This is a genomic window from Oryzobacter faecalis (assembly GCF_046764005.1).
Lineage (GTDB): Bacteria > Actinomycetota > Actinomycetes > Actinomycetales > Dermatophilaceae > Oryzobacter > Oryzobacter faecalis.
This window is the reverse complement of the sequence record NZ_JBKOFW010000003.1, coordinates 225,177-251,651: the sequence shown is the minus strand read 5'-3', so window position 1 is coordinate 251,651 and position 26,475 is coordinate 225,177. Positions and strand designations below refer to the sequence as shown.

The 26,475-nt window shown below is 74.7% G+C and carries 28 protein-coding genes; 10 read left to right on the top strand and 18 right to left on the bottom strand.

Going from position 1 to position 26,475, the window contains the following annotated elements:
* Positions 1-88: 88 nt before the first annotated feature.
* Positions 89-1,123, bottom strand: a complete 1,035-nt coding sequence (locus ACK8HX_RS07895) for a LacI family DNA-binding transcriptional regulator (protein ID WP_411940130.1) — start codon at positions 1,121-1,123, stop codon at positions 89-91.
* A gap of 234 nt (positions 1,124-1,357) precedes the next feature.
* On the opposite strand from ACK8HX_RS07895, the gene ACK8HX_RS07890 reads away from it, so the two are divergent.
* The 3 genes from ACK8HX_RS07890 to ACK8HX_RS07880 all read left to right on the top strand — a co-directional run bounded on the left by ACK8HX_RS07890 (position 1,358) and on the right by ACK8HX_RS07880 (position 4,590).
* The gene (locus tag ACK8HX_RS07890; protein WP_411940129.1) at positions 1,358-2,461 is read left to right on the top strand and encodes an ABC transporter ATP-binding protein; all 1,104 of its coding nucleotides are present in this window, start codon (positions 1,358-1,360) and stop codon (positions 2,459-2,461) included.
* 123 nt (positions 2,462-2,584) lie between these two features.
* Positions 2,585-3,838 carry a DUF4032 domain-containing protein gene (locus ACK8HX_RS07885; protein WP_411940128.1) on the top strand — a complete coding sequence of 418 codons (1,254 nt, stop codon included), beginning with the start codon at positions 2,585-2,587 and terminating at the stop codon, positions 3,836-3,838.
* A 47-nt stretch (positions 3,839-3,885) separates the two neighbouring features.
* Positions 3,886-4,590, top strand: a complete 705-nt coding sequence (locus tag ACK8HX_RS07880) for an RDD family protein (protein WP_411940127.1) — start codon at positions 3,886-3,888, stop codon at positions 4,588-4,590.
* Between the two features lie 23 nt (positions 4,591-4,613).
* Here ACK8HX_RS07880 and ACK8HX_RS07875 read toward each other — a convergent pair whose 3' ends face one another.
* From ACK8HX_RS07875 to cysS, 4 genes are all read right to left on the bottom strand, one after another.
* Entirely contained in the window at positions 4,614-5,060 is a 447-nt protein-coding gene (locus tag ACK8HX_RS07875; RefSeq protein WP_411940126.1) for a DUF2752 domain-containing protein, read from the bottom strand.
* A gap of 1 nt (position 5,061) precedes the next feature.
* On the bottom strand, positions 5,062-5,424 hold the full coding sequence (locus ACK8HX_RS07870) for a CD225/dispanin family protein (protein ID WP_411940125.1): 363 nt from the start codon (positions 5,422-5,424) through the stop codon (positions 5,062-5,064).
* A 159-nt stretch (positions 5,425-5,583) separates the two neighbouring features.
* Positions 5,584-6,546 carry a 23S rRNA (guanosine(2251)-2'-O)-methyltransferase RlmB gene (rlmB, locus tag ACK8HX_RS07865; RefSeq protein ID WP_411940124.1) on the bottom strand — a complete coding sequence of 321 codons (963 nt, stop codon included), beginning with the start codon at positions 6,544-6,546 and terminating at the stop codon, positions 5,584-5,586.
* Entirely contained in the window at positions 6,546-7,985 is a 1,440-nt protein-coding gene (cysS, locus tag ACK8HX_RS07860) for a cysteine--tRNA ligase (RefSeq protein WP_411940123.1), read from the bottom strand. Before cysS ends, rlmB begins: the two co-directional genes overlap by 1 nt.
* Before the next feature lie 83 nt (positions 7,986-8,068).
* Here cysS and ACK8HX_RS07855 point away from each other — a divergent pair, with 83 nt between their 5' ends.
* Positions 8,069-8,395 (top strand): transcriptional regulator, encoded by a 327-nt coding sequence (locus tag ACK8HX_RS07855; protein ID WP_411940122.1) that lies wholly within the window; start codon positions 8,069-8,071, stop codon positions 8,393-8,395.
* Between the two features lie 88 nt (positions 8,396-8,483).
* Here the strand turns inward: ACK8HX_RS07855 and ispF are convergent, their stop codons facing one another.
* The 3 genes from ispF to ACK8HX_RS07840 are packed head-to-tail and all read right to left on the bottom strand — an operon-like array spanning position 8,484 to position 10,223.
* Positions 8,484-8,984, bottom strand: a complete 501-nt coding sequence (ispF, locus tag ACK8HX_RS07850; RefSeq protein ID WP_411940121.1) for a 2-C-methyl-D-erythritol 2,4-cyclodiphosphate synthase — start codon at positions 8,982-8,984, stop codon at positions 8,484-8,486.
* Positions 8,981-9,712, bottom strand: coding sequence for a 2-C-methyl-D-erythritol 4-phosphate cytidylyltransferase (ispD, locus tag ACK8HX_RS07845; RefSeq protein WP_411940120.1), 732 nt, complete (start codon positions 9,710-9,712; stop codon positions 8,981-8,983). Before ispD ends, ispF begins: the two co-directional genes overlap by 4 nt.
* A gap of 28 nt (positions 9,713-9,740) precedes the next feature.
* Positions 9,741-10,223, bottom strand: a complete 483-nt coding sequence (locus tag ACK8HX_RS07840; protein WP_411940119.1) for a CarD family transcriptional regulator — start codon at positions 10,221-10,223, stop codon at positions 9,741-9,743.
* A 268-nt stretch (positions 10,224-10,491) separates the two neighbouring features.
* On the opposite strand from ACK8HX_RS07840, the gene ACK8HX_RS07835 reads away from it, so the two are divergent.
* On the top strand, positions 10,492-10,965 hold the full coding sequence (locus ACK8HX_RS07835) for a hypothetical protein (RefSeq protein WP_411940118.1): 474 nt from the start codon (positions 10,492-10,494) through the stop codon (positions 10,963-10,965).
* A gap of 15 nt (positions 10,966-10,980) precedes the next feature.
* Here ACK8HX_RS07835 and ACK8HX_RS07830 read toward each other — a convergent pair whose 3' ends face one another.
* Complete coding sequence (locus ACK8HX_RS07830; RefSeq protein WP_411940117.1) at positions 10,981-11,661, bottom strand: response regulator; 681 nt, start codon at positions 11,659-11,661, stop codon at positions 10,981-10,983.
* A complete protein-coding gene (locus ACK8HX_RS07825) occupies positions 11,658-12,845 on the bottom strand; it encodes a sensor histidine kinase (protein WP_411940116.1) in 1,188 nt (395 codons plus the stop codon). Before ACK8HX_RS07825 ends, ACK8HX_RS07830 begins: the two co-directional genes overlap by 4 nt.
* A 169-nt stretch (positions 12,846-13,014) precedes the next feature.
* On the opposite strand from ACK8HX_RS07825, the gene phoU reads away from it, so the two are divergent.
* The 4 genes from phoU (at position 13,015) to ACK8HX_RS07805 (ending at position 19,495) form a co-directional block, all read left to right on the top strand.
* A complete protein-coding gene (phoU, locus tag ACK8HX_RS07820; RefSeq protein ID WP_411940115.1) occupies positions 13,015-13,716 on the top strand; it encodes a phosphate signaling complex protein PhoU in 702 nt (233 codons plus the stop codon).
* Positions 13,717-13,791: 75 nt separating this feature from the next.
* A complete protein-coding gene (locus tag ACK8HX_RS07815) occupies positions 13,792-15,681 on the top strand; it encodes a hypothetical protein (RefSeq protein ID WP_411940114.1) in 1,890 nt (629 codons plus the stop codon).
* Positions 15,682-15,703: 22 nt separating this feature from the next.
* The gene (locus ACK8HX_RS07810; protein WP_411940113.1) at positions 15,704-17,623 is read left to right on the top strand and encodes a hypothetical protein; all 1,920 of its coding nucleotides are present in this window, start codon (positions 15,704-15,706) and stop codon (positions 17,621-17,623) included.
* A gap of 45 nt (positions 17,624-17,668) precedes the next feature.
* On the top strand, positions 17,669-19,495 hold the full coding sequence (locus tag ACK8HX_RS07805) for a hypothetical protein (protein ID WP_411940112.1): 1,827 nt from the start codon (positions 17,669-17,671) through the stop codon (positions 19,493-19,495).
* Here ACK8HX_RS07805 and ACK8HX_RS07800 read toward each other — a convergent pair.
* The 4 genes from ACK8HX_RS07800 to ACK8HX_RS07785 are packed head-to-tail and all read right to left on the bottom strand — an operon-like array spanning position 19,492 to position 22,904.
* Positions 19,492-20,229: a phosphoglyceromutase gene (locus ACK8HX_RS07800; protein WP_411940111.1), complete on the bottom strand. Its 738-nt coding sequence runs from the start codon at positions 20,227-20,229 to the stop codon at positions 19,492-19,494. The two genes, ACK8HX_RS07805 and ACK8HX_RS07800, sit on opposite strands and share 4 nt — an antisense overlap.
* Positions 20,230-20,272: 43 nt before the next feature.
* Positions 20,273-20,794, bottom strand: a complete 522-nt coding sequence (locus ACK8HX_RS07795) for a YbjN domain-containing protein (RefSeq protein WP_411940110.1) — start codon at positions 20,792-20,794, stop codon at positions 20,273-20,275.
* Positions 20,791-22,107 (bottom strand): D-inositol-3-phosphate glycosyltransferase, encoded by a 1,317-nt coding sequence (gene mshA, locus ACK8HX_RS07790; RefSeq protein ID WP_411940109.1) that lies wholly within the window; start codon positions 22,105-22,107, stop codon positions 20,791-20,793. Before mshA ends, ACK8HX_RS07795 begins: the two co-directional genes overlap by 4 nt.
* Positions 22,108-22,112: 5 nt before the next feature.
* Positions 22,113-22,904, bottom strand: coding sequence for a hypothetical protein (locus ACK8HX_RS07785; protein ID WP_411940108.1), 792 nt, complete (start codon positions 22,902-22,904; stop codon positions 22,113-22,115).
* Between the two features lie 68 nt (positions 22,905-22,972).
* On the opposite strand from ACK8HX_RS07785, the gene ACK8HX_RS07780 reads away from it, so the two are divergent.
* Positions 22,973-23,779: a class I SAM-dependent methyltransferase gene (locus tag ACK8HX_RS07780; protein WP_411940107.1), complete on the top strand. Its 807-nt coding sequence runs from the start codon at positions 22,973-22,975 to the stop codon at positions 23,777-23,779.
* Here the strand turns inward: ACK8HX_RS07780 and ACK8HX_RS07775 are convergent.
* From ACK8HX_RS07775 to ACK8HX_RS07760, 4 genes are all read right to left on the bottom strand, one after another.
* A complete protein-coding gene (locus ACK8HX_RS07775; protein WP_411940106.1) occupies positions 23,764-24,084 on the bottom strand; it encodes a DUF2516 family protein in 321 nt (106 codons plus the stop codon). The two genes, ACK8HX_RS07780 and ACK8HX_RS07775, sit on opposite strands and share 16 nt — an antisense overlap.
* A 29-nt stretch (positions 24,085-24,113) precedes the next feature.
* Positions 24,114-24,539, bottom strand: coding sequence for a D-aminoacyl-tRNA deacylase (gene dtd, locus ACK8HX_RS07770; protein WP_411940105.1), 426 nt, complete (start codon positions 24,537-24,539; stop codon positions 24,114-24,116).
* Complete coding sequence (locus ACK8HX_RS07765) at positions 24,536-25,561, bottom strand: asparaginase (RefSeq protein ID WP_411940337.1); 1,026 nt, start codon at positions 25,559-25,561, stop codon at positions 24,536-24,538. The genes dtd and ACK8HX_RS07765 overlap by 4 nt, the downstream gene beginning before the upstream one ends.
* 193 nt (positions 25,562-25,754) lie before the next feature.
* Positions 25,755-26,423, bottom strand: coding sequence for a hypothetical protein (locus ACK8HX_RS07760; protein WP_411940104.1), 669 nt, complete (start codon positions 26,421-26,423; stop codon positions 25,755-25,757).
* Positions 26,424-26,475: the final 52 nt, after the last annotated feature.

Here is a 26,475-nt window from a genome sequence, read left to right as displayed (position 1 = left end):
CGAGCGCGACCCTGCCGTCACCCCACCTCGCGACCTACCGCCTGGTACGTGCTGTGATCACGACACCGACCAGGCGGTAGGACGCGCGTCAGCCGCGGTGGGGTGCGGCGCCGGTCGAGCCGCGGACGACGAGCTCGGGGCGGAAGACGTACTCCGCCCGTGGCGGACCCTCGCCGCCGATCTCGTCGAGGAGGGCGCGCACGGCGGCGTCCCCCATCGCCTCGACCGCCTGCCGGATCGTCGTCAGCGGGGGGTCGGTGAAGGCCATGATCGTGGAGTCGTCGTAGCCGACGACGGACAGGTCGCCGGGCACGCTGAGCCCGCTCGACCGCGCCTGGCGGATCGCCCCGAGCGCCATGAGGTCGGACCCGCAGATGATGGCCGTGGCACCACGCGCGATGAGCCGCCCGGCGGCGGCCGCCCCGCCCTCGAGGCTGAAGACCGTGTGCGTGACCAGCCGGTCCAGGTGCTCGGGGTCGACCCCGAGGTGCTCGTGCATCGCCGCCCGGAACCCCCGGACCTTGCGCACGACCGGCGTGTACCGCTCCGGGCCCAGGGCCAGCCCGATGTGGGTGTGCCCGAGCTGGACCAGGTGGCTGACCGCCAGCCCCATCGAGGCGACGTCGTCGTTGGAGACGAAGGGGGCGTCGACCTCCGGCAGTGGCCCGTTGACGAGGACGATCGGCAGGCCACGCTCGCGCAGCACCCGGTAGCGGGCCGGGTCCGACGTGGCGTCGGCGTGCAGGCCGGAGAGGAAGATGATGCCGCTGACCCCGCGGTCGAGGAGCATCTGCACGTACTCGTCCTCGTGGACCCCGCCGGGCGTCTGGGTGCACAGCACCGGCGTGAACCCCTCCGCGGCCAGCGCGGTCTCGATGACCTGCGCGAACGCCGGGAAGATCGGGTTCACGAGCTCGGGCATGACGAGGCCGACGAGGTTCGCGGACTTGGGCCTCAGCCGCGCGGGACGGTCGTAGCCGAGGACGTCGACGGCCGTGAGGACGGCCTGCCTCGTCGCCTCGGACACCCCCGGCCGGTCGTTGAGGACGCGGCTCACCGTGGCCTCGCTGACGTCGGCCTGGGCGGCGATGTCGGCGAGGCGCGCGGACCGCGACTCGTTCACGCGCCGCACCCTACCGAGCGCCCCCCTCCCGCAGTCGTGTGCTCAGGTGGTCGCCCGGGCGGCCACCCGGGCACACGGGGGCGCAGATCGGAGCGCCGTGGACACGAGGTACCGCTGCTTGGACGGGCACGGCATACTGACGAGCACCGCCGACACCGACGTGGGCGGGAGCTCCACCACCTTTACAACGGATCGTCCGGCACGTTCCTGCCGGTGAAGGAAGGCAATGACGCCATGGCAACCGTGAAGTTCGACCAGGCCACGCGCCTCTACCCGGGCAACGACAAGCCCTCGGTCGACAGGCTCGACATCGACATCGCCGACGGGGAGTTCCTCGTCCTCGTCGGCCCCTCCGGGTGTGGCAAGTCCACCTCCCTGCGCATGCTCGCGGGCCTCGAAGAGGTCAACGACGGCAAGATCTGGATCGGTGACCGTGACGTCACCGACCTCTCGCCCAAGGACCGCGACGTCGCGATGGTGTTCCAGAACTACGCGCTCTACCCGCACATGTCCGTCGCCGACAACATGGGCTTCGCGCTCAAGATCGCCGGTGTCGACAAGGGCGAGATCCGCAAGCGCGTCGAGGAGGCCGCGAACATCCTCGACCTCACCCAGTACCTCGAGCGCAAGCCGAAGGCCCTCTCCGGTGGCCAGCGCCAGCGCGTCGCGATGGGCCGGGCGATCGTCCGCAGCCCGCAGGTGTTCCTCATGGACGAGCCGCTGTCGAACCTCGACGCCAAGCTCCGCGTGCAGACGCGCACCCAGATCGCCTCGCTCCAGCGCCGGCTCGGCGTCACCACCGTCTACGTCACCCACGACCAGGTCGAGGCCATGACGATGGGCGACCGGATCGCCCTGCTCAAGGACGGCATCCTCCAGCAGTGCGCCACCCCGCGCGAGATGTACGACAAGCCCGCCAACCTCTTCGTCGCCGGCTTCATCGGCTCCCCCGCGATGAACCTCGTCTCGGTGCCGGTCACCGAGGACGGCGTGAAGTTCGGCAGCCACCGTGTCCCCGTGGCGCGCGAGCACCTCAGCGAGGGCGGCTCGCACGTCGTCGTCGGGGTCCGCCCCGAGGACGTCGAGGTCACGACCAACGACGACGGCATGGCCCTCACGGTCGACGTCATCGAGGAGCTCGGGGCCGACGCCTACGTCTACGCGACCCCGGCCGACCCGAACATCCAGCTCGAGGGCGCGGGCGACGACAACCTCGCCAAGCCGTTCATCGCGCGCGTCGACGGCCGCAAGGTCCCGGAGAAGGGCTCGACGATCTACGTCTACCCCAACCCCGACCACATGCACGTCTTCGACAAGTCGTCCGGGAAGCGCCTCTGAGGCTCCACCCGTCGACCTGACGAACGGCCGACGCCCCGGACGAGCACCGTCCGGGGCGTCGCCGGTTCGGAGCCGGCTGCGGACGCGGTTCCGTCAACCCTGCGACTGCGAGAGGGTGGACCCATGGCGCTCGAGATCACCGCCGCCCGGCCCGACCCGGCGCTCCTCGACCTCCCCTGGCGCGTCCCGCTGGAGGAGTGGCCGGAGGAGCTGCTCGCCGCCCTCCCCCGCGGCATCTCGCGCCACGTCGTGCGCTTCGTGCGCCTGTCAGGGCGGGTGCTGGCGTTCAAGGAGATCAAGGCCGACATCGCCCGGCGCGAGTACGAGATGCTCCGCAACCTGAACAGGCTCGGGATGCCGTGCGTCGAGCCGTTCGGTGTCGTCAGCGGTCGGGTCGACACCGACGGCGAGCCGCTCGACGCCGTCCTCATCACCCGTCACCTGCAGTTCTCCCTGCCGTACCGCGCGCTGTACAGCCAGGCGCTGCGCAAGGGCACTGCCACCCGGCTCATCGACGCGCTCGCGGTGCTGCTGGTCCGCCTGCACCTCGCCGGCTTCTGGTGGGGTGACGTGTCGCTGTCGAACACGTTGTTCCGCAGGGACGCCGGGGCCTTCGCCGCCTACCTCGTCGATGCCGAGACCGGTGAGCTGCGCGAGCGGCTCAGCAACGGGCAGCGCGAGCACGACCTCGAGATCGCCCGGGTCAACATCGCCGGCGAGCTCATGGACCTCGAGGCCGGCGAGCTGCTCCAGGAGGACCGCGACCCCATCGAGATCAGCGAGCGGATCGTCACCCGCTACCGCGAGCTGTGGGACGAGCTCACCGGGTCCGAGCTCATCGACGACAGCGAGCGGTGGCGGGTCGAGGACCGCATCCGGCGGCTGAACGCCCTCGGCTTCGACGTCGACGAGCTCGAGATCACCACCGACATCGACGGGGCGACGCTGCGCATCCAGCCCAAGGTCGTCGACTCCGGCCACCACTCCCGCCGGCTGCTGCGGCTGACCGGGCTCGACGTCCGCGAGAACCAGGCGCGCCGCCTCCTCAACGACCTCGACGCGTACACGGCCGGCACCGGGCGGCAGGGCGAGGACGAGGAGATGGTCGCCCACGACTGGCTCGTGCGGATCTACGAGCCGGTGACCCGCCGCGTCCCCCGCGAGCTCACCGGCAAGCTCGAGCCCGCGGAGGTCTTCCACGAGGTCCTCGAGCACCGGTGGTACATGGCCGAGCGGGCGCAGCACGACATCCCCATCGAGGACGCGATCACCGACTACATCGCGTCGGTGCTGCCCGGAAAGCCCTACGAGGAGGCGGTCGTCGGGGTCGACACCCGCGAGATGCCGGTCCTCGCCGACCGCAGGGACCGCCCCTAGGATCGCGGGCGGACACCGTTCGCAGACCGACTCCCCGGGGGACACCGATGACCGACCAGCCGCAGGACCCGCAGCCGCCGCAGCCCCTGCCGCCGCAGCCCCTGCCGCCGCAGGGCCAGCAGCCGTCGCAGCCCGCGTCCGGCCAGCAGCCATACGGCGCACCCCAGCAGCAGCCCAACCCGTACGGCGGGTACGCCGCGGCGCCGGCCTACGCGGCGCAGGGCCCGGCCGCCCCGGGGTCGCTGCGCTACGTCGAGCAGCACTTTGGCCCGGTCGCGACCTTCGGGCCCCGCGCCGGCGCGCTCGTCATCGACGCGCTCATCAGCATCGTTGCGTTCCTCCCGATGCTCGTCGCGATCCCCGTGCTCGTCGCCGCCGCGCCGCGCCGGTCCGGCTACGACGAGTACGGCTCTCCCGTCACGGGCGAGGCCGACTCCGGCCTGCTCGCGGTGGGCTTCGCGCTCCTCGGGCTCGGCCTGCTCGTCGGCATCGCCGTCAACGTCTGGAACCGGGTGTTCCGGATGGGCCGCACCGGCCAGAGCCTGGGCAAGTCCGCGGTCGGGCTGCGGCTCATCCACGCCCAGACGGGTCAGCCGATCGGCGCGGGGATGTGCTTCGTGCGCGAGCTCGTCGGCGGCCTGATCAACCAGGTCGTCTACCTGTCCTACCTGTGGATGCTCTGGGACGACAACCGGCAGACCCTCGCCGACAAGGTCGTGACGTCGACGGTCATCCGGGTCACCAAGCCCTGAGGACGCCGCGGCCCAGCGCCCGCTCAGGCGGGCGAGATCCAGGTCCAGCCGGGGATGTTGCGCGCGACCGTGAGGGCGACGAAGGCGACGAGGAGCACCCACGGCATCCACACCGGGGGGTCCCAGCGCAGCGGGCGGCCCCGCCAGCGGGCCCGCACCCAGAACGCAAAGAGGACGGCGACGCCGAGGTAGAGGAACGGCGTCAGCGGGTTGCGGGCCATCGCGCCCGCGAGGTCGAGGTGCGCGAGGTCGTGCGTCGCGCGGAGCATCCCGCACCCCGGGCAGTAGATGCCGGCGAGGGCGTAGGTCGGGCACACCGGGTAGTGGCCCGGCTCGTTGGGGTCGACCGTGGCGACGTAGGCCGTGCCGACGGCGACGGCGCCCAGGACGAGGCCCGGACGCACGAGGCGGCGCCACCGCGACCCGTGGGTCGCGGCCGGCGCCGCCTCGGGGTGGTGCAGCAGCGTCACGTCACATGCTCGAGCCGGAACCGCCCGACACGGCGGCGAGGCCACCGAGGAAGACGAGCCAGATGACCGTGAGCACGAGCAGCACGATCGCGATGATGCCGAGGATGCGGCCGATCTGGACGATCTGGCGGTTGCTGTAGCGACCCGGCTGCGCGTCGATCTCCTTGAGGGCGTTGTTGCCCATGACGAAGGCGACGATGCCGAGCGGCGAGCAGCAGACGAGTCCGAGGATGCCGAGGATGAGCACCGTCATCCCCTTCGGGTGCTCGATCTGGCCGCCACCGGCCGGCGTCGAGGCGGCGTAGCCGCCACCGTCCCCCGGAGGCGGCGGGGGCGGGGGCGGGGTCGATCCGTAGTCAGACATGTGTTCCCTCTCTCGACGTTCATCGGGGACGTCGGTCCCCCAGGGCCGGACGCGTCCGGCGCGCCGAATCCTTCCACAGCGGAGCGGGCTGGGCGAGCACTGGGACCCGGTTCCGGCCAGCGCGTCGCCGTGACCTCCCGCAGCGCCGGGAACCGCAGGTCAGCGCCGACGGCGGCGGGCGACCTCGTACAGCGTGACCCCGGTGGCGATCCCGGCGTTGAGCGACTCGACCGTCGAGCTCATCGGCACCGACACGATCTGGTCGCACGTCTCGCGCACGAGCCGGGACAGGCCCTTGCCCTCGGAGCCCACGACGACGACGAGCGGCTCGGACGCCAGCTCGAGGTCGGGCAGCTCGACGTCGCCGTCCATGTCGAGGCCGATGACGAAGAAGCCCGCCTTGCGGTAGTCCTCGAGGGCGCGGGTGAGGTTGGTGGCCTGCGCGACGGGGATGCGCGCGGCCGCGCCGGCGGAGGTCTTCCAGGCCGAGGCCGTCATCCCGACCGAGCGGCGGGCGGGGACGACGACGCCGTGGCCGCCGAACGCCGCCACGGACCGCACGATGGCGCCGAGGTTGCGCGGGTCGGTGATGCCGTCGAGCGCGACGACGAGCGGGATGCCGGGCGCCTCGGGGTCGATGAAGTCGTTGGGGTGCGCGTACTCGTAGGGGGGCACCTGCACGGCAAGGCCCTGGTGGACCGCCCCGTCGGTGAGGCGGTCGAGCTCTCCGCGCGGGGTCTCGAGGACGGGGATGGCACGTTCGGTGGCGGTCTTGAGCGCCTCGCGCACGCGGTCGTCGCTGTCGATGCGCCCGGCGACGTACAGGGTCGTGACGGGCACCTCGGCGCGCAGGGCCTCGACGACGGCGTTGCGGCCGGCGACGATCTCGCTGCTCGCCTTGTTCCTGCGGGTGCTCGTGCGCCCGGAGTGTCCGCGGGCCCCGCCGGTGGCGCGCTCGGCGGCCTTGGCGATCTTGTGCGCCTTGTGGTTCGGGCGGTCGGCGGCCTTGGGCGTCGGGCCCTTGCCCTCGAGGCCGCGGCGGCGCTGGCCGCCGGACCCGACGGTGGGGCCCTTCTTGTTGCCCTTGCGGACGGCGCCGCGGCGCTGGCTGTTCCCGGCCATCAGTCCTGCTCTCCCTTGCCTCGGACGAGGCTCCATCGGGCACCGGCTGCGGTGTCCTCCAAGGCGATTCCCGCCGCTGTCAGCTCGTCGCGGATGGCGTCGGCCGAGTCGTAGTCGCGGGAGGCACGCGCGTGGGCGCGCGCCCTCAGCCGCTCCTGGACGAGGGCGTCGAGGGCGGTGAGCGCGTCGGCGGCGCTCGAGTCGCCGGCCGACCACGCCGGGTCGAGCGGGTTGACGCCGAGGACGTCGGTCATCGCGATGACGCTGCGGGCGATGTCGGCGGCGTCGTCGCGGTCGCCGTCCTGCAGGGCGGTGTTCCCGGCGCGGACGGCCTCGTGGACGACGGCGAGCGCCCCGCTGACGCCGAGGTCGTCATCCATCGACTCGACGAACTCCGGGGGGAGCTCCTCGTCGCCGGTGGGGACGGCCGTGGTGACGTCGGGGAGCGCGCGGCGCAGGAAGCCCTCGATCCGCTCGACGGCGGTGTCGGACTCCTCGATCGAGCCCTCGTGGAACTCGATCGTCGACCGGTAGTGCGCCGCCGTGAGGTAGTAGCGCACGGCGAGCGGCCGGTGCGCCTTGACGACCTCGCTGACCCGCAGCGAGTTGCCGAGCGACTTGCTCATCTTCTCCCCGCCCATCGTCACCCAGGCGTTGTGGAGCCAGTAGTTGGCGAAGCCGAGGCCGGCGGCCCGCGACTGCGCCTGCTCGTTCTCGTGGTGCGGGAAGCGCAGGTCGACCCCGCCGCCGTGGATGTCGAAGGTGTCACCGAGGTACTTGCGCGCCATCGCGGAGCACTCGAGGTGCCAGCCCGGGCGGCCCGTGCCGAACGGGGTCGGCCAGCTCGCGGTCGCGGGCTCCTCGGGCTTGTGCCCCTTCCAGAGGGCGAAGTCGCGCGGGTCGCGCTTGCCGCGCGGGTCGGCGTCCTCGGCGTCGACCATGTCCTCGACCTTCTGCCGGGTCAGCTCGCCGTAGGCGGGCCAACTGCGGACGTCGAAGTACACGTCGCCGCTGCCGTCGTCCGCGGCGTACGCGTGACCGGCGTCGACGAGCGCCTCCATGAGGGTGACCATCTCGGGGACGTGGCCCGTGGCCCGCGGCTCGTACGTGGGCGGGAGGACGCCGAGCGCCGTCAGCGCGGCCGAGGTCTCGAGCTCGTTGCGGTAGGACAGGGCGAACCACTCCTCGCCGGAGGCCGCCGACCTCGCGAGGATCTTGTCGTCGATGTCGGTGACGTTGCGCACGAGGGTGACCTCGAGGCCGTGACCGCGCGTCATCCAGCGTCGCAGGACGTCGAACGCCACGGCGAAGCGGACGTGACCGATGTGCGGCGGCGCCTGCGTCGTGAGCCCACAGATGTAGATCCCCGCCTTGCCGGGCACGACGGGGACGAAGTCACGCAGCTCGCGCGTGAGGGAGTCGAACAGCCTGAGGGTCACCCGCGCAAGGCTACCGGCCGGTCGCCATCCCCCTCGCATCCGCGGTTCCAGCGCGAACGTGGGCGGCGACGTATGCTCGCGCCATGCCCCACCCCGTGTTCGACGAGGTGATCCACGAGCCGCACCGGCTGCGCATCTGCGCCCTGCTCGTGCCCAGCGCCGGCACCGAGTTCGGCGCGGTCCGCGACGAGATGGGCCTGTCCGACTCGGCCCTGTCCAAGCACCTCAAGGCGCTCTCGGCGCGGGGCTACACCCGGCTCGACCGCACGAACCGCGACGGGCGCCAGGTGACGACGGTCGTCCTCACGGCCGCCGGCCGCGAGGCCCTGTGCGGCCACGTCGCCGAGCTCCAGCGGATGGCCCGGATCGTCTCGGCCGACCGCCGCGCGAGCGCCGTCCGCACCCGCTGACCGGGGCCGCCGCTCCTCCCCGAGCCCGTCGCCCCCCCGCCCGTCGCCAGTCGAGTGGTCGCGACACGCTGATGCCCGGGCCGTTTCGTCAGCGTGTCGTGGCCACTCGAGGGATCACGAGGGCTGTGGCCACCGCTGCCACGCCCTCGCCGCGGCCGGTGAGGCCGAGCCCGTCGGTGGTCGTCCCGCTGACCGACACCGGGGCACCGGCCGCCTCGGACAGCGCGGCCTCGGCCTCGGCGCGGCGGCTGCCGACCCTGGGCCCGTTGCCGACGACCTGCACCGCGACGTTGCCGATGTCGAAGCCGGCCTCGCGCACGAGGCGCGCCGCCTCCGCGAGGAGGGTGACCCCCGACGCCCCGGCGAGCTCGGGCCGGTCGGTGCCGAAGTGGGCGCCGAGGTCGCCGATGCCGGCCGCGGAGAACAGGGCGTCGCAGGCGGCGTGGGCGGCGACGTCGGCGTCGGAGTGGCCGTCGAGGCCGCGCTCGCCCGGCCAGTACAGCCCGGCGACCCACAGCTCGCGGTCGGATCCCTCGGGCGCGAGGGCGTGGACGTCGATGCCGATGCCGGTGCGGGGCAGCGCTGTCACGGGCTCTCCTCGGGTGGCGGCGGGATGACGAGGGCGCCGACCAGGAGCCGCTCGGCGTGGGCGAGGTCGTCGGGCGTGGTGACCTTGTGGGCCAGGGGGTCGCCGGCGACGACGAGCACCTCGTGGCCGAGGGCCTCGACGAGCCCGGCGTCGTCGGTGGCGTCGCCCCCGCCGGCGTGGGCGGCCTCGAGCACCACGCGCCGGAACCCCTGCGGCGTCTGCACGGCCCGCAGCGAGCCGCGGTCGGGAGTGGCGACGACGACACCGCGCTCGTCGACGACCTTGACCGTGTCGACGACCGGGACACCCGGGACGACTCCCGCGGCTCCACCGCGCACGGCCGCGACCACCCGCTCGAAGACGGCGACGGGTGCGAGGCACCGGGCGGCATCGTGGACGAGGACGACGTCGCACGAGTCGTCGAGCGCCGCCAGCCCCGCGGCCACCGAGTGGGTGCGCTCGGCGCCACCGGCGACGACGACGGCCGAGGGGGGCAGCCGGACCCCGGCCCACGCCGGACCCGACGCGTCGGCCAGCTCGGGCGGCACGACGACGGCCACCGACGTGACCCCCGGGACCCGCGCCACGACATCGAGCGCGTGGGCGACGAGCGGGCGGCCACCGAGGTGGACGAAGGCCTTCGGGGTCCCGGCGCCGAGCCGCGACCCGGACCCGGCGGCCACGACGACGACGCCCACGCCGCGGGCAGCGGCGTGGGCGTCGGTCACGTCAGTGGTTCGGGTGCGGACCCGGGGATCAGGACGCGAGGACCTCGTCGAGGATGGTCTCGGCCTTCTCCTCGTCGGTCTTCTCGGCGAGCGCGAGCTCGGAGACGAGGATCTGGCGGGCCTTGGCGAGCATGCGCTTCTCGCCGGCGGACAGGCCACGGTCCTTGTCGCGGCGCCACAGGTCGCGGACGACCTCGGCGACCTTGATGACGTCGCCGGAGGCGAGCTTCTCCAGGTTGGCCTTGAAGCGGCGCGACCAGTTGGTGGGCTCCTCGGCGTACGGGGTGCGGAGCACCTCGAACACCTTGTCGAGACCCTCCTTGGAGACGACGTCACGGACGCCGACCAGGTCACAGTTCTCTGCGGGTACCTCGATGACGAGGTCGCCTTGCGCGACCTTGAGCTTGAGGTAGAGCTTCTCCTCTCCGCGGATCGTGCGGGTGTTGATCTCCTCGATGCGTGCCGCCCCGTGGTGCGGGTACACGACCGTCTCGCCGACCTTGAAAACCATGTGGTGTTGTCCCCTTTCGAGGTCCCAAGGATATCACGCACCGGCGTGTCGCCGAAATGGAGCGGATCGGCGTTTCCGCAGGTCAGGGGCCCGTGGGGCGCCTTCACAGCATCGTTTCGGGTCTTGACAGAACCCCGGTCGTCGTGCTTTCGCGCGCGCGCCACGGGCGGGCGGGCGCGCGGTGGACAACCGTCCCGCCCGGTCCCCGCGACCCCGCCCGGCGCCACCCTCGCCGACCCTCGGGGACCTCATGGCTAGTCTTGGGCCCGTGACGACCCGAGCCGCCGCCCTCCTGCGCGCCACCGCCCTCGCGGGCGCCCTCCTCCTCGCGTCCGGATGTGCGGTGTTCTCACCCGTCCAGACCGACTACGCCTACCAGGCCGCCGACGGGCCCTCCCTCGACACCGGCGACCTGCGCTTCGGCAACCTCGTCGTCGTCGCGGCCGAGGAGGGCGGCGACGGCGTCCTCGTCGGGCAGGCCGTCAACGAGTCCGCGGAGGCGGCCGAGGTCACCTTCGCGCTCGGCGAGGGCGCCCCCACGCGGCGCACCATCCCCGCGTCCTCGGGTGGGTCCCTCTCGGAGGGCGGCTCACCGGTGGTCCTCTCGGGCGTGCCGGCCCGTCCCGGCCAGCTCGTCCAGCTCACCGTCACGACGCCGCAGTCGGGGCCCAACGTCATCCAGGTGCCGGTCCTCGCCCCCACGGGCTACTACGAGCAGTACACCGTCCCCGCCGCGGGCTGACCCTCAGCCTGGTCCTCAGGCCTCGAACTTGTAGCCCAGCCCGCGAACGGTGAGGATGTGCGCCGGCGCGCCCGGGTCGCCCTCGACCTTGGCCCGCAGGCGCTTGATGTGGACGTCGAGGGTCTTGGTGTCGCCCACGTAGTCACTCCCCCACACCCGGTCGATGAGCTGCATCCGGGTGAGGACGCGGCCGGTGTTGCGCAGCAGCATCTCGAGGAGCTCGAACTCCTTCAGCGGCAGCGAGACCTGCGCCCCGCGGACCGTGACGACGTGCCGCTCGACGTCCATCCGGACCGGGCCGGCCTCGAGGGTCGTCGGCAGCAGCTCCTCGGGCTCGGAGTTGCGGCGCAGCACGGCCTTGATGCGGGCCAGCAGCTCGCGCGAGGAGTACGGCTTGGTGACGTAGTCGTCGGCGCCGAGCTCGAGCCCGACCACCTTGTCGATCTCGGAGTCCTTCGCGGTGAGCATGATGACGGGGACGTTGGAGCGCTGCCGGAGGGCGCGGCACACGTCGACGCCCGAGAGCCCGGGCAGCATGAGGTCGAGGAGGACGAGGTCGGCGCCGGCGGCGTCGAACTCGGTGAGGGCGTCGTTCCCGTTCTCGGCGACCGACACCTCGTACCCCTCCTTGCTGAGCAGGTACGAGAGGGGGTCGGAGAACGAGACCTCGTCCTCGACGATCAGGATGCGGGTCATGCGGAGCTCTTCTCCTCGCTGGGAACCGGCCACGTGCGGCCGGTGTCGTCGTCCGCGGCCGGCCGGTCGGCCGCCGCGGGAAGCGTCATCGTGAACGTCGAGCCACGCCCCTCCTGGCTCCAGACGTTCACCTCACCCCCGTGGTTGTTGCTGATGTGCTTGACGATCGCCAGGCCCAGGCCGGTACCCCCGGTGGCCCGCGAGCGCGCCTCGTCGACCCGGTAGAAGCGCTCGAAGATCCGCTCCTGCTCGGCGGCGGGGATGCCGACGCCCTGGTCGGTGACGGTGACCTCGACGGTGTCGCCGGAGCGGCGCGCACCCACACCGACCCGGGTCGCAGAGCCGCTGTAGTTGACGGCGTTCGTCACGAGGTTGGCGACGGCGGTCGTGAGGAGCTCGGCGTCGCCGAAGACCCGCAGGCCGTCCTCGACGAGGACCGCGAGGTCGATGTGCCGCGACTCGGCCGCGACGCGCACCCGGTCGACGGCCTCGGCGACGACCACCCCGACGTCGACGAGCTCGGGCTCGTGGAGGGTGTCGGCCACCTGGAGGCGGGACAGGTCGACGATCTCCTGGACGAGGCGCGTGAGGCGGGAGGACTCGACGAGGATCCGCTGGGCGAACCGCTCGACGGCCTCGGGGTCCTCCTTGGCGTCGAGGACCGCCTCGGCGAGGAGGGAGATGCCCCCGACCGGCGTCTTCAGCTCGTGGGAGACGTTGGCGACGAAGTCGCGGCGGACCTCCTCGACCCGCCGGGCCTGGGTGTGGTCCTCGGCGAGGACGAGGACGTGCGAGACGGCGAGCGGCGCGACCCGCACGCGCATGACGGCGCTCGCGTCGGTGTTGGGACCGCGGGAGAGGTCGAGCTCGGCCTCGCGGATCATCCCGTCACGTCGCACCTGCCGGGCGAGGTGGCGCAGCTCGGAGTGGACGAGCTCGCCGTGGCGGACCAGCCCGTAGCTGACCGCCGAGGCCGAGGTGTTGACGACGGCGTCGCTGGCGTCGAGGACGACCGCGATCGAGCGCAGGACGGACAGGACCTCACCGACGCCGCGCGGCAGGGGTGGCTCCTCGGCCTCCGCGCCGGACGTCGCGCGCTCGGACCAGCGCGTGGCGACGACGGCGACGGCCCCGATGACGAGGCCGACCGCCCCGCCGAGGGTCGCCGCGAGCACCGGGTCCACGACGTCAGGGTACGACCCGGTGCGGGGCCCCCCGGCACACCACCAGGCCCGCGCGGCGCGGGCAGCCAGATGTTCACCTCGGGTGCGCCTTCGGTTCACCCCGGGGTGTCATCGTTCCCGAGGCGTCGGACCCGCGCGCCGCCGACCAGCACCGGAGGACACTTCACCCATGCGCAAGGCCTTCCACGAGGAGCTCGACCGCGTCGCCGAGACACTCGTCGAGATGACCCACCTCGCCGCGTCGGCGATGAACCGCGCGACGACCGCCCTCCTCGACGCCGACATCCACCTCGCCGACTCCGTCATCGCCGCCGACGCCGAGATCGACGCGCGCCGGGCCGAGCTCGACCTCATGTCCTTCGACCTGCTCGCCCGCCAGCAGCCCGTCGCCACCGACCTGCGCGTCATCGTCACGAGCATGCGGATGAGCAGCGACATCGAGCGGATGGGCGACCTCGCCCGCCACGTGGCCAAGGTCGCCCGGCTGCGCTACCCCGAGTCGGCCGTCCCCGCCGAGCTGCGGGCGACGATCCTGCAGATGGGGCAGGTCGCCGAGCGGATCGTCGAGAAGGCCGGCTCGGTCATCGCCGCCCGCGACGTCGTCGCCGCCCAGGAGATCGAGCGCGACGACGACGCGATGGACGACCTGCACCGCGAGCTGTTCTCGCACGTCACCGACGGGACGTGGACCCACGGCACCGAGGCCGCGGTCGACATCACCCTCCTCGGCCGCTACTACGAGCGGTTCGCCGACCACGCCGTGAGCGTCGCCCACCGGGTCATCTGGCTCGTCACCGGTGAGTTCGACCCGCGCAGCGAGGACAGCCACGAGGACGCCGAGGACGCCACGCACGTCGTCCACCCCCGCTGACGTCCGCACCCCGGTCGCCCTCCCCTCCCCTTTCACGCTCTCCCCACGCGACCGTGGCGGTGTGACACTGGTGGGGTGACCTTCGTGGATGAGGACGTCCGCGAGTTCGTCGCCGCCCGCTGGCCCGACCTCGAGGCGGTCGCCCACGTCGTCGTCCTCGACGCGCCCCTCGCCCGGCGCGTCACCACCGACACCCTCGTCGACGTCGTGCGGCACTGGCACGAGGCACTCGAGGACGGCCGCCCCGGCGAGCGGGCCCGGCGCGAGGTGCTCCGCGCCGCCCTGGCCGCGGCACCCCACGCGACGCCCCGGCGACAACCCGGCCCCGGGGGGCCCGCCGTCCCGTCGGCGCTGCCGTGGGACGAGGCCGGTCGCGCGGACGACACCGTCGTCGCGGCCCTGGGCGCCGCCCTCGCCGACGCCGACCCCCTCGAGCGCGCGGTCGTCGCCGCCGACGACGTGTGGGACGCCGGACCGGGGGAGGTGGCGCGCCTCCTCGAGCGGCCGGAGGGCCCGGTCCGCGACGCCGCCGCCGCGGTGCGCCGCCGGCTCGGCGCGGCCCACGATACCGCGCGGGTCGCGGCGGGGCTCGAACCCGGCCGGTGGGCGCTCGACCACGACGTCCGGGAGGCCGTCGCGCTCCTCCTGCGCGACCTGGACGAGCCGCCCGACCCCGCCAGGCTCGTGGCCGGTGTCGCTGCCCGCCTGCGACGGCGGACCCTCGTCGCGGGCGGGGCCGCCGCAGCCGGGCTGGCCGCCGGGGCGTTGGTGCTCGGGTCCACCCTGCGACCCGAGCCCCCCGCGGACCCGGCCGACCTCCCGGTCCCGCCGACCGGGGACCCGAGCTGGGGGTCGACCCGCACCTGGGTGGCCCGCGGTGGCCTGCGCAGCGACCGCGCGGTCGCCGCCATGGTCGCGGCGCGCGACCCGGGGGCGCGGCTGCTGTGGGCGTCCGACGTCGCCGACCGGCGCGTCGTCATCGCCCGACGCGACCTGTCGCGGCAGGGGTCGACGACGGTGCGGGTCTGGGCCGGCCCCCGCGGGGCCCCGGTCCAGGCCCTGCGCGAGGTGCCGCTGACCGTCGACGAGATCGAGGACGCCGACGACGCGGTGGCCCTGGCCCTGCCCGTCGGCGGCGACCACGGCCTCCTCGTCCTCCTCTCGCGCCCCCAGGTCCTGCGGTCCGCCTACTCGGCGATCGTCAGCTACACGCGAGCCGGTGGGGTGCGGCGGGCCTGGAGCGAGGTCGGGCTCGACGACGGGCTCGCCACGGTCGTGCTGCCGAACCCTCCCGGCCCCGCGTTGCGGGTGCGGCTGGGCCCCTACGACGGGCCTCCGGCCGGGCCGCAGCGCATCGCCATCGGAACCGCGAGACAGGCCGGCGACGACATCGGCGACTCGGTGCTCGCCAAGGTCGGCTCGTTCGTCGCCGCGGCCTCGGGCCAGCCGGAGTCGTCGATGACGAGTGAGGTCGTGCTCGACACGGAGGTGCCGGGCGACGTGCTGGCGCCGTGGGTCAGCGTGGCCCGGCCGGGTCCGGGCCGCCTCGTCGTCGTCCACACGCGCACCGCCGACGGGTCGCTCCTGCGCTCGGTCCGGGTCCGGGACGACGGGCGGGCCAAGGTCGGCTCGGCCGACCTCGAGACCGCGCGACCCGTCGCGGTCGAGGACGCCCGGCGCCCCTTCGCCACGCGGCTGCCGCCGCTGCGCGCCGAGGTGGGGCGCTTCCTCGTCGTCGCCCCCGGCGCCGCGAGGGCCCAGCTCCTCGCCGTGACCGCGACGTCGTACCCGGTGTCGAAGGTCGGGGAGGTCCCGGGCGGTGTCGGCATCCTCGAGGTCGTCAACGCGCGGCAGGCCGCGGTGTACCGGCTCGTCCTCTGGGACGCCGACGGGAGGCGGATGGGGTCGTGGCGCCAGCTGCTCGGGCGGCGGGACCCCAACGACCTGTGGCCCAGGTTCGGCTGACGGCCGGGTGCAGACTGGGCGCGTGACCCAGGTCGTCAGCGAGGACTTCCGGGCCTTCGTCGACGCGCGCTGGCCCGAGCTGGAGTCCGTCGCGCGGGTCGTCGTCCTCGACCCCACGCTCGCGCGGCAGGTGACGTCCGACGCCCTCGGGGGGCTCTCGTCCCGCTGGCACGAGGCCGTCGAGGGCGGGCGCCCCGGGGAGGACGCCCGCCGAGCCCTGCTCGGCGCAGCGCTGGCAGCGGTGCGGCCGGCCGCCGCCCGGCGCCTCCCGCGCCCCGGGGGCCGGGTCGGGCCGGCCCGACCGTCGCCGGTGCTCGTGCCCGTGGCGGCGTCCTGGGCGGAGGACGAGGCGCTGGACCCCGTCGTCGCCGCGGTCCAGCGCTCGCTCCTGGCGGCCGACCCGCTCGACCGGGCCCTCGTCGGGGCCCGGCTGCTCTGGGAGGCCCGCTCGCACGAGGTGGCCCACCTCCTCGACCGCCCGCACGGCGAGCTCGGTGCGCGTGAGCACGCCCTCGACGTCAGGCTCGCCGCTGCTCGCGCGCAGGCCCAGCGGGAGGCCGGCCTACCCGAAGAGGGCGGCTGGGCGGCCCGTGAGCGTGACGTCGCGGACGCCGTCGCCTCTCTCCTCCACGGCCAGGGCGACCCGCCGGACCCGACCGCCCTGGTGGTGCAGCGCACGGGGGCCGTCCGGCGCCGCCACGTGCTGCTCGGCGGGGCCGCCGCCGCACTGGCCGCCGCGGGCGGTGCCGCGGCCGTCGTCCTGCGCGACGACGCCCCGCCTCCTCCTGCCGGGACCCGGCAGGCCCTACCGGCGCCGAGCGACCCCGCCTGGTCGAGCACCCAGTCGTGGCCGGCGAGGGGACCCCTCGCGGACGACCCGGGGGTCCGGGCGCTGGTGCGGCTGCCCGGGCAGCCGCCCGCCCGCGTCCTCTGGGCGGGGGACGTGGCCGACCGGCGGGTCGTCGTCGCCGCGAAGCAGGGCAACGTCGCGCTCGACGGCACCGAGGTGCTGCTGTGGACCGGTCGCCGCGGAGCCCCCACGTCAACCCTCGGCGTCACCGGCCTCGCGATGCCGGGCACCTACGGCGTGGCCGACCTCGTCACGCTCGCCATCGGCGACGACCCGGAGCCGGGTGCGGTGCCCACGACCCTGCTCGTCGTCCTCGGCCGGCCCGACCTGGCCGCGGTGGGGGTGTCGCGCAGGGTCCGCCCCGACCCCGACGGGGAGGTGGTCCGCGTCTTCGACGACCTCGGGCTGCGCGAGGGCATCGGGACGACCGTCCTCACCGGCGCGGTCCCGGGCGCCCTGCGCATCCGCCACCGCTACGAGGAGCTCCAGCCCGCCTCCACCCACTCCGTCCGCACCGAGGTCGACGACGCCGGCACCCCGGACACCGCGTGGTTCGCCGCCGGCGCGCGCCGGGTCGTCACCGAGCTCACCGGCGCCGGGTCCGCCTCGGTGACCAGCGACGTGGTCGTCGACGAGGTGCTCCCCGCACCGCCGTTCGCCGACTCCGGCCCCGGCTCCCGGGTCGTCGTCGTGCACACCCGCACCGACTCCGGGGCCCTCCTCGTCTCGGCGGCGGTCCTGCCGGCGGCGGGCGGCGAGGCGTCCTTCCGGCCGATGCTCGTGCGTTCTGCGTCGGTGATCCCGGCGGACGAACCGACCGCCCCACTCCTCACCCGCGTCGAGGACCTGCGTCCCGGCGTCGGCCGCTACCTCGTCGTCGCGCCCGGCGCGGCCCGGGTCCAGCTCATCGCCGCCTCCCCCTCCGGCTACCCCGTCTCCAAGGTGGTCCGCACCGGGGGACGCTCGGCGTCGGTCGTCGAGCTCGTCAACGCCGACGACGCCTCCGCCCTGCGGCTCATCGCCCGCGACGCCGGGGGGCGCGTCCTCTTCGACGAGGTCCCGGAGGACCCCCCGTGGCTGCTCGGCCTGTGACCTCGCCCCCTCGGAGAGCCCCGGCACCGGTGTGACACTGGACCGGTGACCACCCTCGAGGACGACCGGCGCGACTTCACCGTCGCCCGCTGGCCGGACCTCGAGGCCGTCGCGCTCCTCGTCGTGCCGGACCCGGAGGTCGCGCGCCGCGTCACCACGGACGCCCTCGCCGGGGTCGTGGGCCGGTGGCGGGACGCCGTCGACGCCGGTCGCCCGGCCGGCGACGCGCGCCGCGCCCTCCTGCGCGGGGCGGTGGCCGCCGGGGGCGACGAGCCACCCGGCTCAGCCGTCGCCGGAGCCGACGGCGACGAGGACGACCCGGACGAGGACGACGCGGGCGAGGCCGTCGTCGCGGCGCTGCTGCGCACCCTGCGGGACGAGGACCCGGTGGACCGCGCGCTCGTCGCGGCCCGGCTCGCCTGGGACGCCGGGCCCGAGGAGGTCGCCGCCCTCCTCGACCTCCCCACGGCAGGAATGGTCGCCCGCGACGCCGCCGTGCGGAGCCGCCTCACGGCCGCGCAGGACGCGGCCCGTGAGGCCGTCGGGCTCGGACCCGCCCCGTGGCTGCTCGAGGACGACCTGCGCGGCGTCCTCGCCCTCGTCCTGCGCTCACAACCCGACCCACCCGACCCGGCGACCCTCGTCGCCCACCGCGCCGGAGGGCTGCGGCGCCGCCGGCTGCTCGTCGGCGGTGCGGCGACGCTCGCGGTCGCCGGGGCCGGGTGGTGGGTCGTCGGCGCGACGCGCGCGGCGCCCTCGCCGACCCCGACCGCCCTGCGCCCCGACGACCCCGCCTGGGACACGACGCGGCGGTGGCCGGCCCGGGGGCGGTACGCCGGCTCCTCCGACGCGCAGGCGCTCGTCATCAGGGACGCGCCGCAGGGGTCGCGGCTGCTCTACGCCGATGTCGTGGGCGACCGCACCGTCGTCGTCGCCTCCCCGGCCGACATCTCCGGGCGCGACGGGGTCCGGCTCGTCGTGTGGACCGGCCCGCGGGGCGCTCCGCTCGACACGCTGCGGCAGGTCTCCCTCGCGCGCGACGGGCTGTCGGGCGTCCGGGACGTCGTGGCGCTCGTCGTGGCGCAGGACGTCGGCGACGCGCTGCTCGTCGTCGCGCCGCCCCGGCTCGAGGAGGCCGCCTACGCGGCGGTGGCGACGCCCACCCCGGCCGGCGGCTGGGTCCGCACGTTCGCGACCCTCGAGCTCGCCGAGGGGGTCGGTGTCGAGCTCGTCGGGCGAGGGCTCGGACCCGCCACGTGGGTGAGCGCCGGCGGGTACCAGGGCACCCCGGCGGGGACACCCTCGGTGCGCCCCGAGCTGCTGCCCAACCCCTCCCCCGACGACTACGCCCGCGACCGCCGGCTCGCCGTCGCCGAGCTGACCGGCATCCCGGACGGCCTGCTCAGCACCCGGGTCGTCGCGGACACCGCGGTCGACGCCGTCGCCCTCGACCCCGGCGCGATCGGGACCACCGGCAGGGTCGTCGTCGTCCAGACCCGCACGCCCGACGACGCCGTCGTGCGGTCGGTTCGCCTGACCACCCGGTCGCCCGGGGGGACGACGTCGACCGACCTCGAGGACATGGCGGTCGTCGCCGCGGCCGACTCCGGTGGCCCGACCGTCCTCCGGCTGCCGGCCCGGGGACGCCCGGAGCGCTTCCTCGTCGTCGCGCCCGGGGCGGCCCGGGTGCGCCTGCTGAGCAGCGCGCCCGGGGAGCGCCCGGTGACCCGGTTCGTCCGCTGCACCGGCTCGTCGGCGGTGCTCAGCGTGCCGGACTCGCGGCAGGAGGCCGCGTACCGCCTCCTCGCCGTCGACGCCGGCGGTCGCGAGACCTACCGCGGCGCGGCCACGACGGCCTCGGAGCTCGTCTAGCGGCCTTGGTTGGCGACGGCGGCGGCGGCCTCGGCGGCAGCCTCGGGGTCGAGGTACTCGCCGGGCGCCGTCGGCATGAAGTCGGCCCCGAGGCGGTAGACGAGCGGCATGCCGGTGGGGATGTTGAGGCCGGCGATGTCGTCGTCGCTGATGCCGTCGAGGTGCTTGACGAGGGCGCGCAGGGAGTTGCCGTGCGCCGTCACGAGCACGGTGTGACCCGCGGTGAGGTCGGCCTGGATCTCGTTCTCCCAGTAGGGCATCATCCGCGGGATGACGTCCTTGAGGCACTCGGTGAGCGGCACCTCGACGCCGTCGTAGCGCGGGTCGCCCGTCTGGTCGAACTCGCTGCCGGCCTCGATCGGCGGCGGGGGCGTGTCGAAGCTGCGGCGCCACAGCATGAACTGCTCGTCGCCGTACTTCTCGCGGGTGGCGGCCTTGTCCAGGCCCTGGAGCGCGCCGTAGTGCCGCTCGTTGAGCCGCCAGCTGCGGCGCACGGGGATCCAGTGCCGGTCGGCCGCGTCGAGCGCGAGGTTGGCGGTGTTGATGGCGCGGCGCAGCACCGAGGTGTGCACGACGTCCGGCAGGAGGCCGGCCTCCTTCATCAGCACGCCGCCGCGGACGGCCTCGGCGCGACCCTTGTCGGTGAGGTCGACGTCGACCCAGCCGGTGAAGAGGTTCTTCTGGTTCCAGTCGGACTCGCCGTGGCGCAGCAGGACGAGGGTGTGATCCGTCATGCGCGCCAGCCTAGCCACCGGCGCGTCCCCGCTGCGGGGTGCGTCAGTCCGCGGGCGGAGGGTCGCCGGGCCGCTCGAGGAGGTGCCGGAACGCCTCGAGGTTGCGCAGGCTCTCCCCGCGCGAGACCCGCCACTCCCACTCCTTGCGCATCGAGGTTAGGAAGCCCATGACGAGGAGCTCGTTGAACGGCTCGTCGGCCGCGGTGAGGACGACCCCGAGCAGCTGGTCGACGGCGTCGGCGGTGACCGCGGCGGCCGGCAGCCGGCCCGCGACGTAGACGTCCCCCGACCGGTCGACGGCGTAGGCGAGGCCCGGCAGGCGCAGGTTCCTCCGCAGGAGGAAGCGGTACACCTCGTCGTGGTTCTCGTCGGGGTTGCGCACGACGAAGGCCGTCGCCGTCAGGCCGGTGTCGGTGACCACCAACGAGACGACGGTCTTGAGCTTCTTCTCGCCGGGCAGGGAGACGACGTACTCGTCGGCCCGTGCGCCGCCCTCCCACTCGAGCCCGGACGCCCGGAGGAACTCCTCGACGACCGCGGCGACGTCGGTGCGGACGTCGGTCACGGGATCACCGCCGTCGGGATGCCCGTGAGCAGCTCGGACTCGTTGATCGACGCCTCCCGCGGGTGTGCCATCGCGTCGGAGTAGACCGCGGCGAGCTTCTCCGCCGTGGCGGCCCAGCCGAACCCGGCCGCGTGCTCGACGGCGGCCCGGGACAGGCCCGCCCGCCGCTCCGGGTGGAGGGCGACCGAGCCGAGCGCAGTGGCCCACGAGGAGGTGTCGTGGCCGTCGACCAGGAGGCCGCCGGGACCGACCGCGGTGGGCAGGCCCCCCGTGTTCGTCGCGACGACGGGGGTACCGCACGCCTGGGCCTCGAGGGCGACGAGCCCGAAGGACTCGCTGTGCGACGGCACGGCGACGACGTCGGCCGCGCGGTACCACTGCGCGAGCGTGGGCCGGTCGACGGGCGGGACGAACCGGACCTGGTCGGTGATGCCGAGGCGCGCCGCGAGCTCGGCCAGCCCCATCGGCGAGCGGACGCCCGACCCGCTCGCCCCACCGAGGACGGCGACGACGAGCCGGTCGCGCAGGCGGGGGTCGCGGCGCACGAGCTCAGCGGCCGCGCGGAGGAGGACGTCCGGGGCCTTGAGCGGCTGGATCCGGCCGACGAAGGCGAGGACGACCGCGTCGTTCGCGAGGCCGAGGGCGGCACGGGCGGCGCTCACCGACCCGGGCGTGAACGTCGTGAGGTCGACCCCCGGCTCGGCGACCGCGACCCGGGCGGGGTCGGCGTCGTAGAGCCCGACGAGCTCGGCGGCCTCCTGCTCGGTGTTCGCGACGAGGCGGTCGGCGGCCTCGACGACCTGCGCCTCCCCGATCTCGCGCCCGACGGGCTCGGGCTCGTCGCCGTCGGCGAGGTGGAGGTTCTTCACCCGCGCCATCGTGTGCATCGTGTGGACGAGCGGGACGCCCCACCGGTCGGCCGCGAGCCAGCCGACCTGGCCCGAGAGCCAGTAGTGGGAGTGGACCAGGTCGTAGTAGCCGGGCGGGGCGTGGGCGGCGACCCGCATCATCCCGGCCGCGAAGGCGCACAGCTGACCGGGCAGGTCCTCCTTGGCGAGGCCCTCGTACGGCCCGGCGGCGACGTGCCGCACGACGACGCCCGGCTCGACCTCGACGACGGCCTGCTGGGTGGCGCTGGTCGTGCGGGTGAAGAGGTCGACGGCCGTCCCCCGGCGCGCGAGCTGCCGCGCCACCTCGAGGACGTAGACGTTCATCCCGCCGGCGTCGCCCTGTCCCGGCTGGGCGAGCGGGGAGGTGTGCACCGTGACCATCGCGACCCGTCGGGGGCTCGGCGCGGGTGCCTGCTCGGTCATGGCCCCTACTCTTCCACGGGGTCGCGCGGCGTGTCGGTGACGGTGACCACGCCCCGGGGACCCCACACGTGGGCGGCGATCCGCCCGTCCTGGCGGAGGTCGACCGCGCGCGGCACCTGCACCGGCCCGATGGAGACGTCGGTGCCGAGGACCCACGTGAACGCGGGCTGCTCGACGACGGTGGGGTCGACCCAGTACGCCTTCGCCTTGAGGTTGCGCTCGGGCAGCACCGGGGCGATGCCCGTCGTCGCGGGACGCCAGTCGAGGTGGATGGCGACCATGTCGGCGCCCGGGACCGCGGCCTCCATCCGGATGCGCCCGTCGGTCGGCTGGAACTCGATCCGCAGCGGGAGGCTGCGGTCGTCGTCGTGGACGACGCCGCTGTAGAGGACGGTGTCGCCGACGCGGCGGACGGCGTCGATCCGCACGAAGGGCAGCTCGGAGGTGACGACCTCACGCTGCTCGCCCCCGACCTCGGTGAGCCGCCCGGTGGCCGCGGTGACCGGAGCCCCGCGGGTGACGGTGTCGGCGAGGACGACGCTGTCGCGGGCGAGCCGGAACCCGGAGTCGTAGAGGGTGACCGACAGCCCCGCCCCGAGCGACTGGACCCCCCGCGCGCCCTGGGCGACCTCGAGCAGCCCGGGCTCGACGTCGGCGATCCCGACGTCCCGGTCGAGCGCGCGTGGGACCCACGTGGTGAGGCCGAGACCGAGGGCCGCGACACACGACACGACGAGCGCGACCATCGACAGGCTCACCTCGCTGTCGCGCGCCCGGGCGCGGATCCAGTCCACCACCCCCTCAGGGTAGGTCGGTGACCCGGGCGCCACGGCACCGCCGTCCGGCCCGCACCTACGCTGGGCCCGTGGCCCAGCAGCGACCCGTCGGGGTCATCACCCGGGGGACGACGAACCCCAACCGCCTGCGCCGCTGCGACCGTTGGCTGGCGGGCCCGCAGGCCTGGCGGCTGCGCCGGTTCCGCGGGGGCCCTCCGGTCGTCGTCGACCTCGGGTACGGCGCGTCCCCCGTGACCGCGGTGGAGCTGCACGACCGCCTGCGGCGGGTGCGCCCCGACGTCGAGGTCGTCGGGGTCGAGATCGACCCGGCGCGAGTGGCGGCGGCGCGCCCGCTCGAGCGGCCGGGGCTGTCCTTCCGGCTCGGGGGCTTCGAGGTCCCGCTGGAGGACGGTGCGCGGCCTGTCCTCGTGCGGGCGTTCAACGTGCTGCGCCAGTACGACGAGTCCGAGGTCGCGGCCGCGTGGGCGGCGGCGGCGGCACGGCTGGCGCCCGGGGGTCTCCTCGTGGACGGGACGTGCGACGAGCTGGGGCGGCTCTCGACGTGGGTCGCCGTGTCGGGGTCGGGGCCGGAGAGCCTCTCGCTCAGCTGGCGGCTGCGCGGGCTGGAGCGACCCGGGGTCGTCGCCGAGCGGTTGCCCAAGGCCCTCATCCACCGCAACGTGCCGGGCGAGCGGGTGCACGCCCTCCTCACCGAGCTCGACGCGGCGTGGGCGCGCTCGGCACCGCAGGCCTCCTACGGGGTGCGTCAGCGCTTCATCGCGACGGCGTCGGCCCTGAGGGGGTCCGGATGGCCGCTGCTCGACGGCCCCTCACGCTGGCGGCTCGGCGAGCTGACCGTGGCGTGGGAGGCCGTGGCGCCTCACCACGGGCCGTAGGGACCGTCGGCCCGGCCGCGGCCCATCACCTGGTCGAGGGCCGGCCGCACGTCGGCGAGGTACACACCGGCGGCGATGACGCCGATGATGCCGAGCAGGCCGGGGATCGCGCCGAGGGAGACGACGCCGAGGAGGGTCGCGACAGCGGTGACCGCGAGCCAGAACCCCTTGGTGCGCTTGCCGGCGGCGGAGAAGGCGTCACCGGGGCGGCGGAGGCAGTCGACGAGCGCCCAGGCCTCGACGCCGAGCGCCACGACGGACAGGGCCAGCACGATCCAGCTCTGGAGGTCGGCGAGGAGGTCCATGGGGAGAGCCTAAGTGCCGCGGCGCCGGCTCAGACGTCGAGGACGATGGTCACGGGCCCGTCGTTGACGAGCGCGACCTCCATGTGGGCCCCGAACCGCCCGGTCGCGACCTCGATCCCGCGGGCCCGCAGGGCCTCGACGACCTGCTCGACGACGGGCTCGGCGACCGGCCCCGGGGCCGCGGCGTTCCACGAGGGGCGGCGGCCCTTGCGGGTGTCCGCGTAGAGCGTGAACTGGCTGACGACGAGGACGGGGGCGCCGTCGTCGGAGACCGAGCGCTCGCCCTCGAGGATGCGCAGGTCGGCGATCTTGCGCGCCATGGTGGCCACCTGCTCGGGGCCGTCGTCGTGGGTGACGCCGACGAGGGCCACGAGGCCGGGTCGGTCGAGTCGCCCGACCACCTCACCGTCGACGGTGACGCTGGCGCTGCTCGCGCGCTGGAGCACCGCCCTCACGGCCGGCCGGCTCCGGCGGCGTCGAGACCGACTGCGTCGAGGCCGACCGCGACGACCGAGCCGACCGGGACGCCGTGTCCGAGCACCGGGGCGTCCTCGAGGCGGGCGTAGGCGTCGGACTCGACACCGAGGAGGCGCAGGACGGCGGCGAGGACCACGGGCCGGGCCCGCTGGGCACCGTCGGCGATCTTCAGGGCGATGCCACGGCCGTCGGCGAGGCCCACGGCGTACACGGCCTCGGCCCCGTCCTTGGCGACGGCGCCCTCGGTCCCGCGGATGAGGGCGGTGACGTCGCGGCGGGTGCCGCCGAGGTACTCGGGGAACGCGCGGATGGCGTCGGCGACCGTTCCCTCCGGGGTGTCGCTCGGCGCGGCGGCGATCCGGCCGAAGGCCCGGGCGAGCCCGCCGAGGGAGATCGCCATGACGGGGGCGCCGCAGCCGTCGACGGCGGTCGCTGCGACCGGTTCGCCGGCGAGGTCCTCGATCGCGCCGGCCATGGCTCGCTGGAGCGGGTGGTCGACGTCTCGGTACGTGGTGAGGTCCCAGCCGTTGAGGCGGCAGGTGGCGAGCATCGCGGCGTGCTTGCCCGAGCAGTTCTGGGCGAGGGGGCGGGCGACGTGTCCGGCGGCGACCCAGGTGTCACGCTCGTCCGGGTCGTAGGGGAGGTCGGGCGTGTTCTGGAGGTCGGCCTCGGTGAGGTCGGCGGCGGCCAGCATGTCGCGGACCGCGTCGAGGTGGAACGGCTCGGCGCTGTGGCTCGCGCACGCGAGCGCGAGGTGGTGCGGGGGCAGGGTGAGCCCGGCGCGCAGCATCGCGACGGCCTGGAGCGGCTTGTTCGAGCTGCGCGGGAAGACCGGGTCGGTCACCGGGCCCCACGCGTGCTGCACGGCGCCGTCGGGCGCGGTGACGGCCACGCTCGCCCGGTGGGCCGACTCGATGAACCCGCCGCGGACCACCTGGGCGAGGACGGGCGCCTCCGCGAGGGCGGGCGGGGTGGGACGGGTCGGCGACGGGGTCTGCACGGGCACGGCCCCGACGCTACCGCCGGGGGGCGCGGCGCCCTCATCGGGTCTCGCAGCGGCTGCGGACGTGCCGGGCCGCGACCGCGGACGACCGGGGCCGGGCAAGAGCGCGGCCCCGGTCGTCGGGGTGGTCACGGCGAGGGGACGTCCGTGGCCGGGACGGTCGGGTCGGGCCCGACCGAGGTGGTGAGGGTCAGTCGCCGACCTTGGCGGCGGCCTTCTCGGTGGCCTTCTCGGCGGCGGCCGCGGTCTTGCGGGCGCTCGTCGTCGCGGCCTTGGCGGAGCTGGTGGCCTTCTTGGTGGCCTTCTTCGCCGTCGTGGTCGTGCGCTTGGCCGCGGTGCGGGTGTTGCGCGCCGAGGTCTCGACCTCGGTGGCCACCGCCGCGGCCTCCTCCTTGACCGAGCCGGTGACGACGTCGGCGATGCGGACGGCCTCGTTGCGGCCGGTGGTGATGGTGGCCTTGGCGGAGCGCTCGATGTCGGCGGCGGCCTTGCGGGCGGTCGTGACCGCACCCTTGGCCTGGGCGACGGTGGTCTCGGCCTGGGCGACGAGGTCCTTGGTGGCCTGCTGGGTGCGCAGGCGGGTCACGAGGCCCTTGCCGCGGGTCGCGAGGCCCTCGTAGGACTCGACGACCTTGCCGCCGAGGACGAGGGTCTGGTTGAGGGCGAGGGCGGGGAGCTCCTTGACCTGGTCGGCGACCTTGGTCGCGTCGAAGTCGTTGGCGGCCTTCTCGGCGCGCACGCGGGCGGCCTCGGCGCGGACGCGGGCGTCGCGAACCTTCTCGACCGCGAGGTCGGTGGCGCCGACGGCGGCGAAGAACGGGGTGGTGTCGACCTTCTTGAGGTCCTGGAGGACGGTCATGGTGGATCTCCTTCTCGGTGGGCTGGGCGGGGTCAGCGGGCCGGCGACGCTG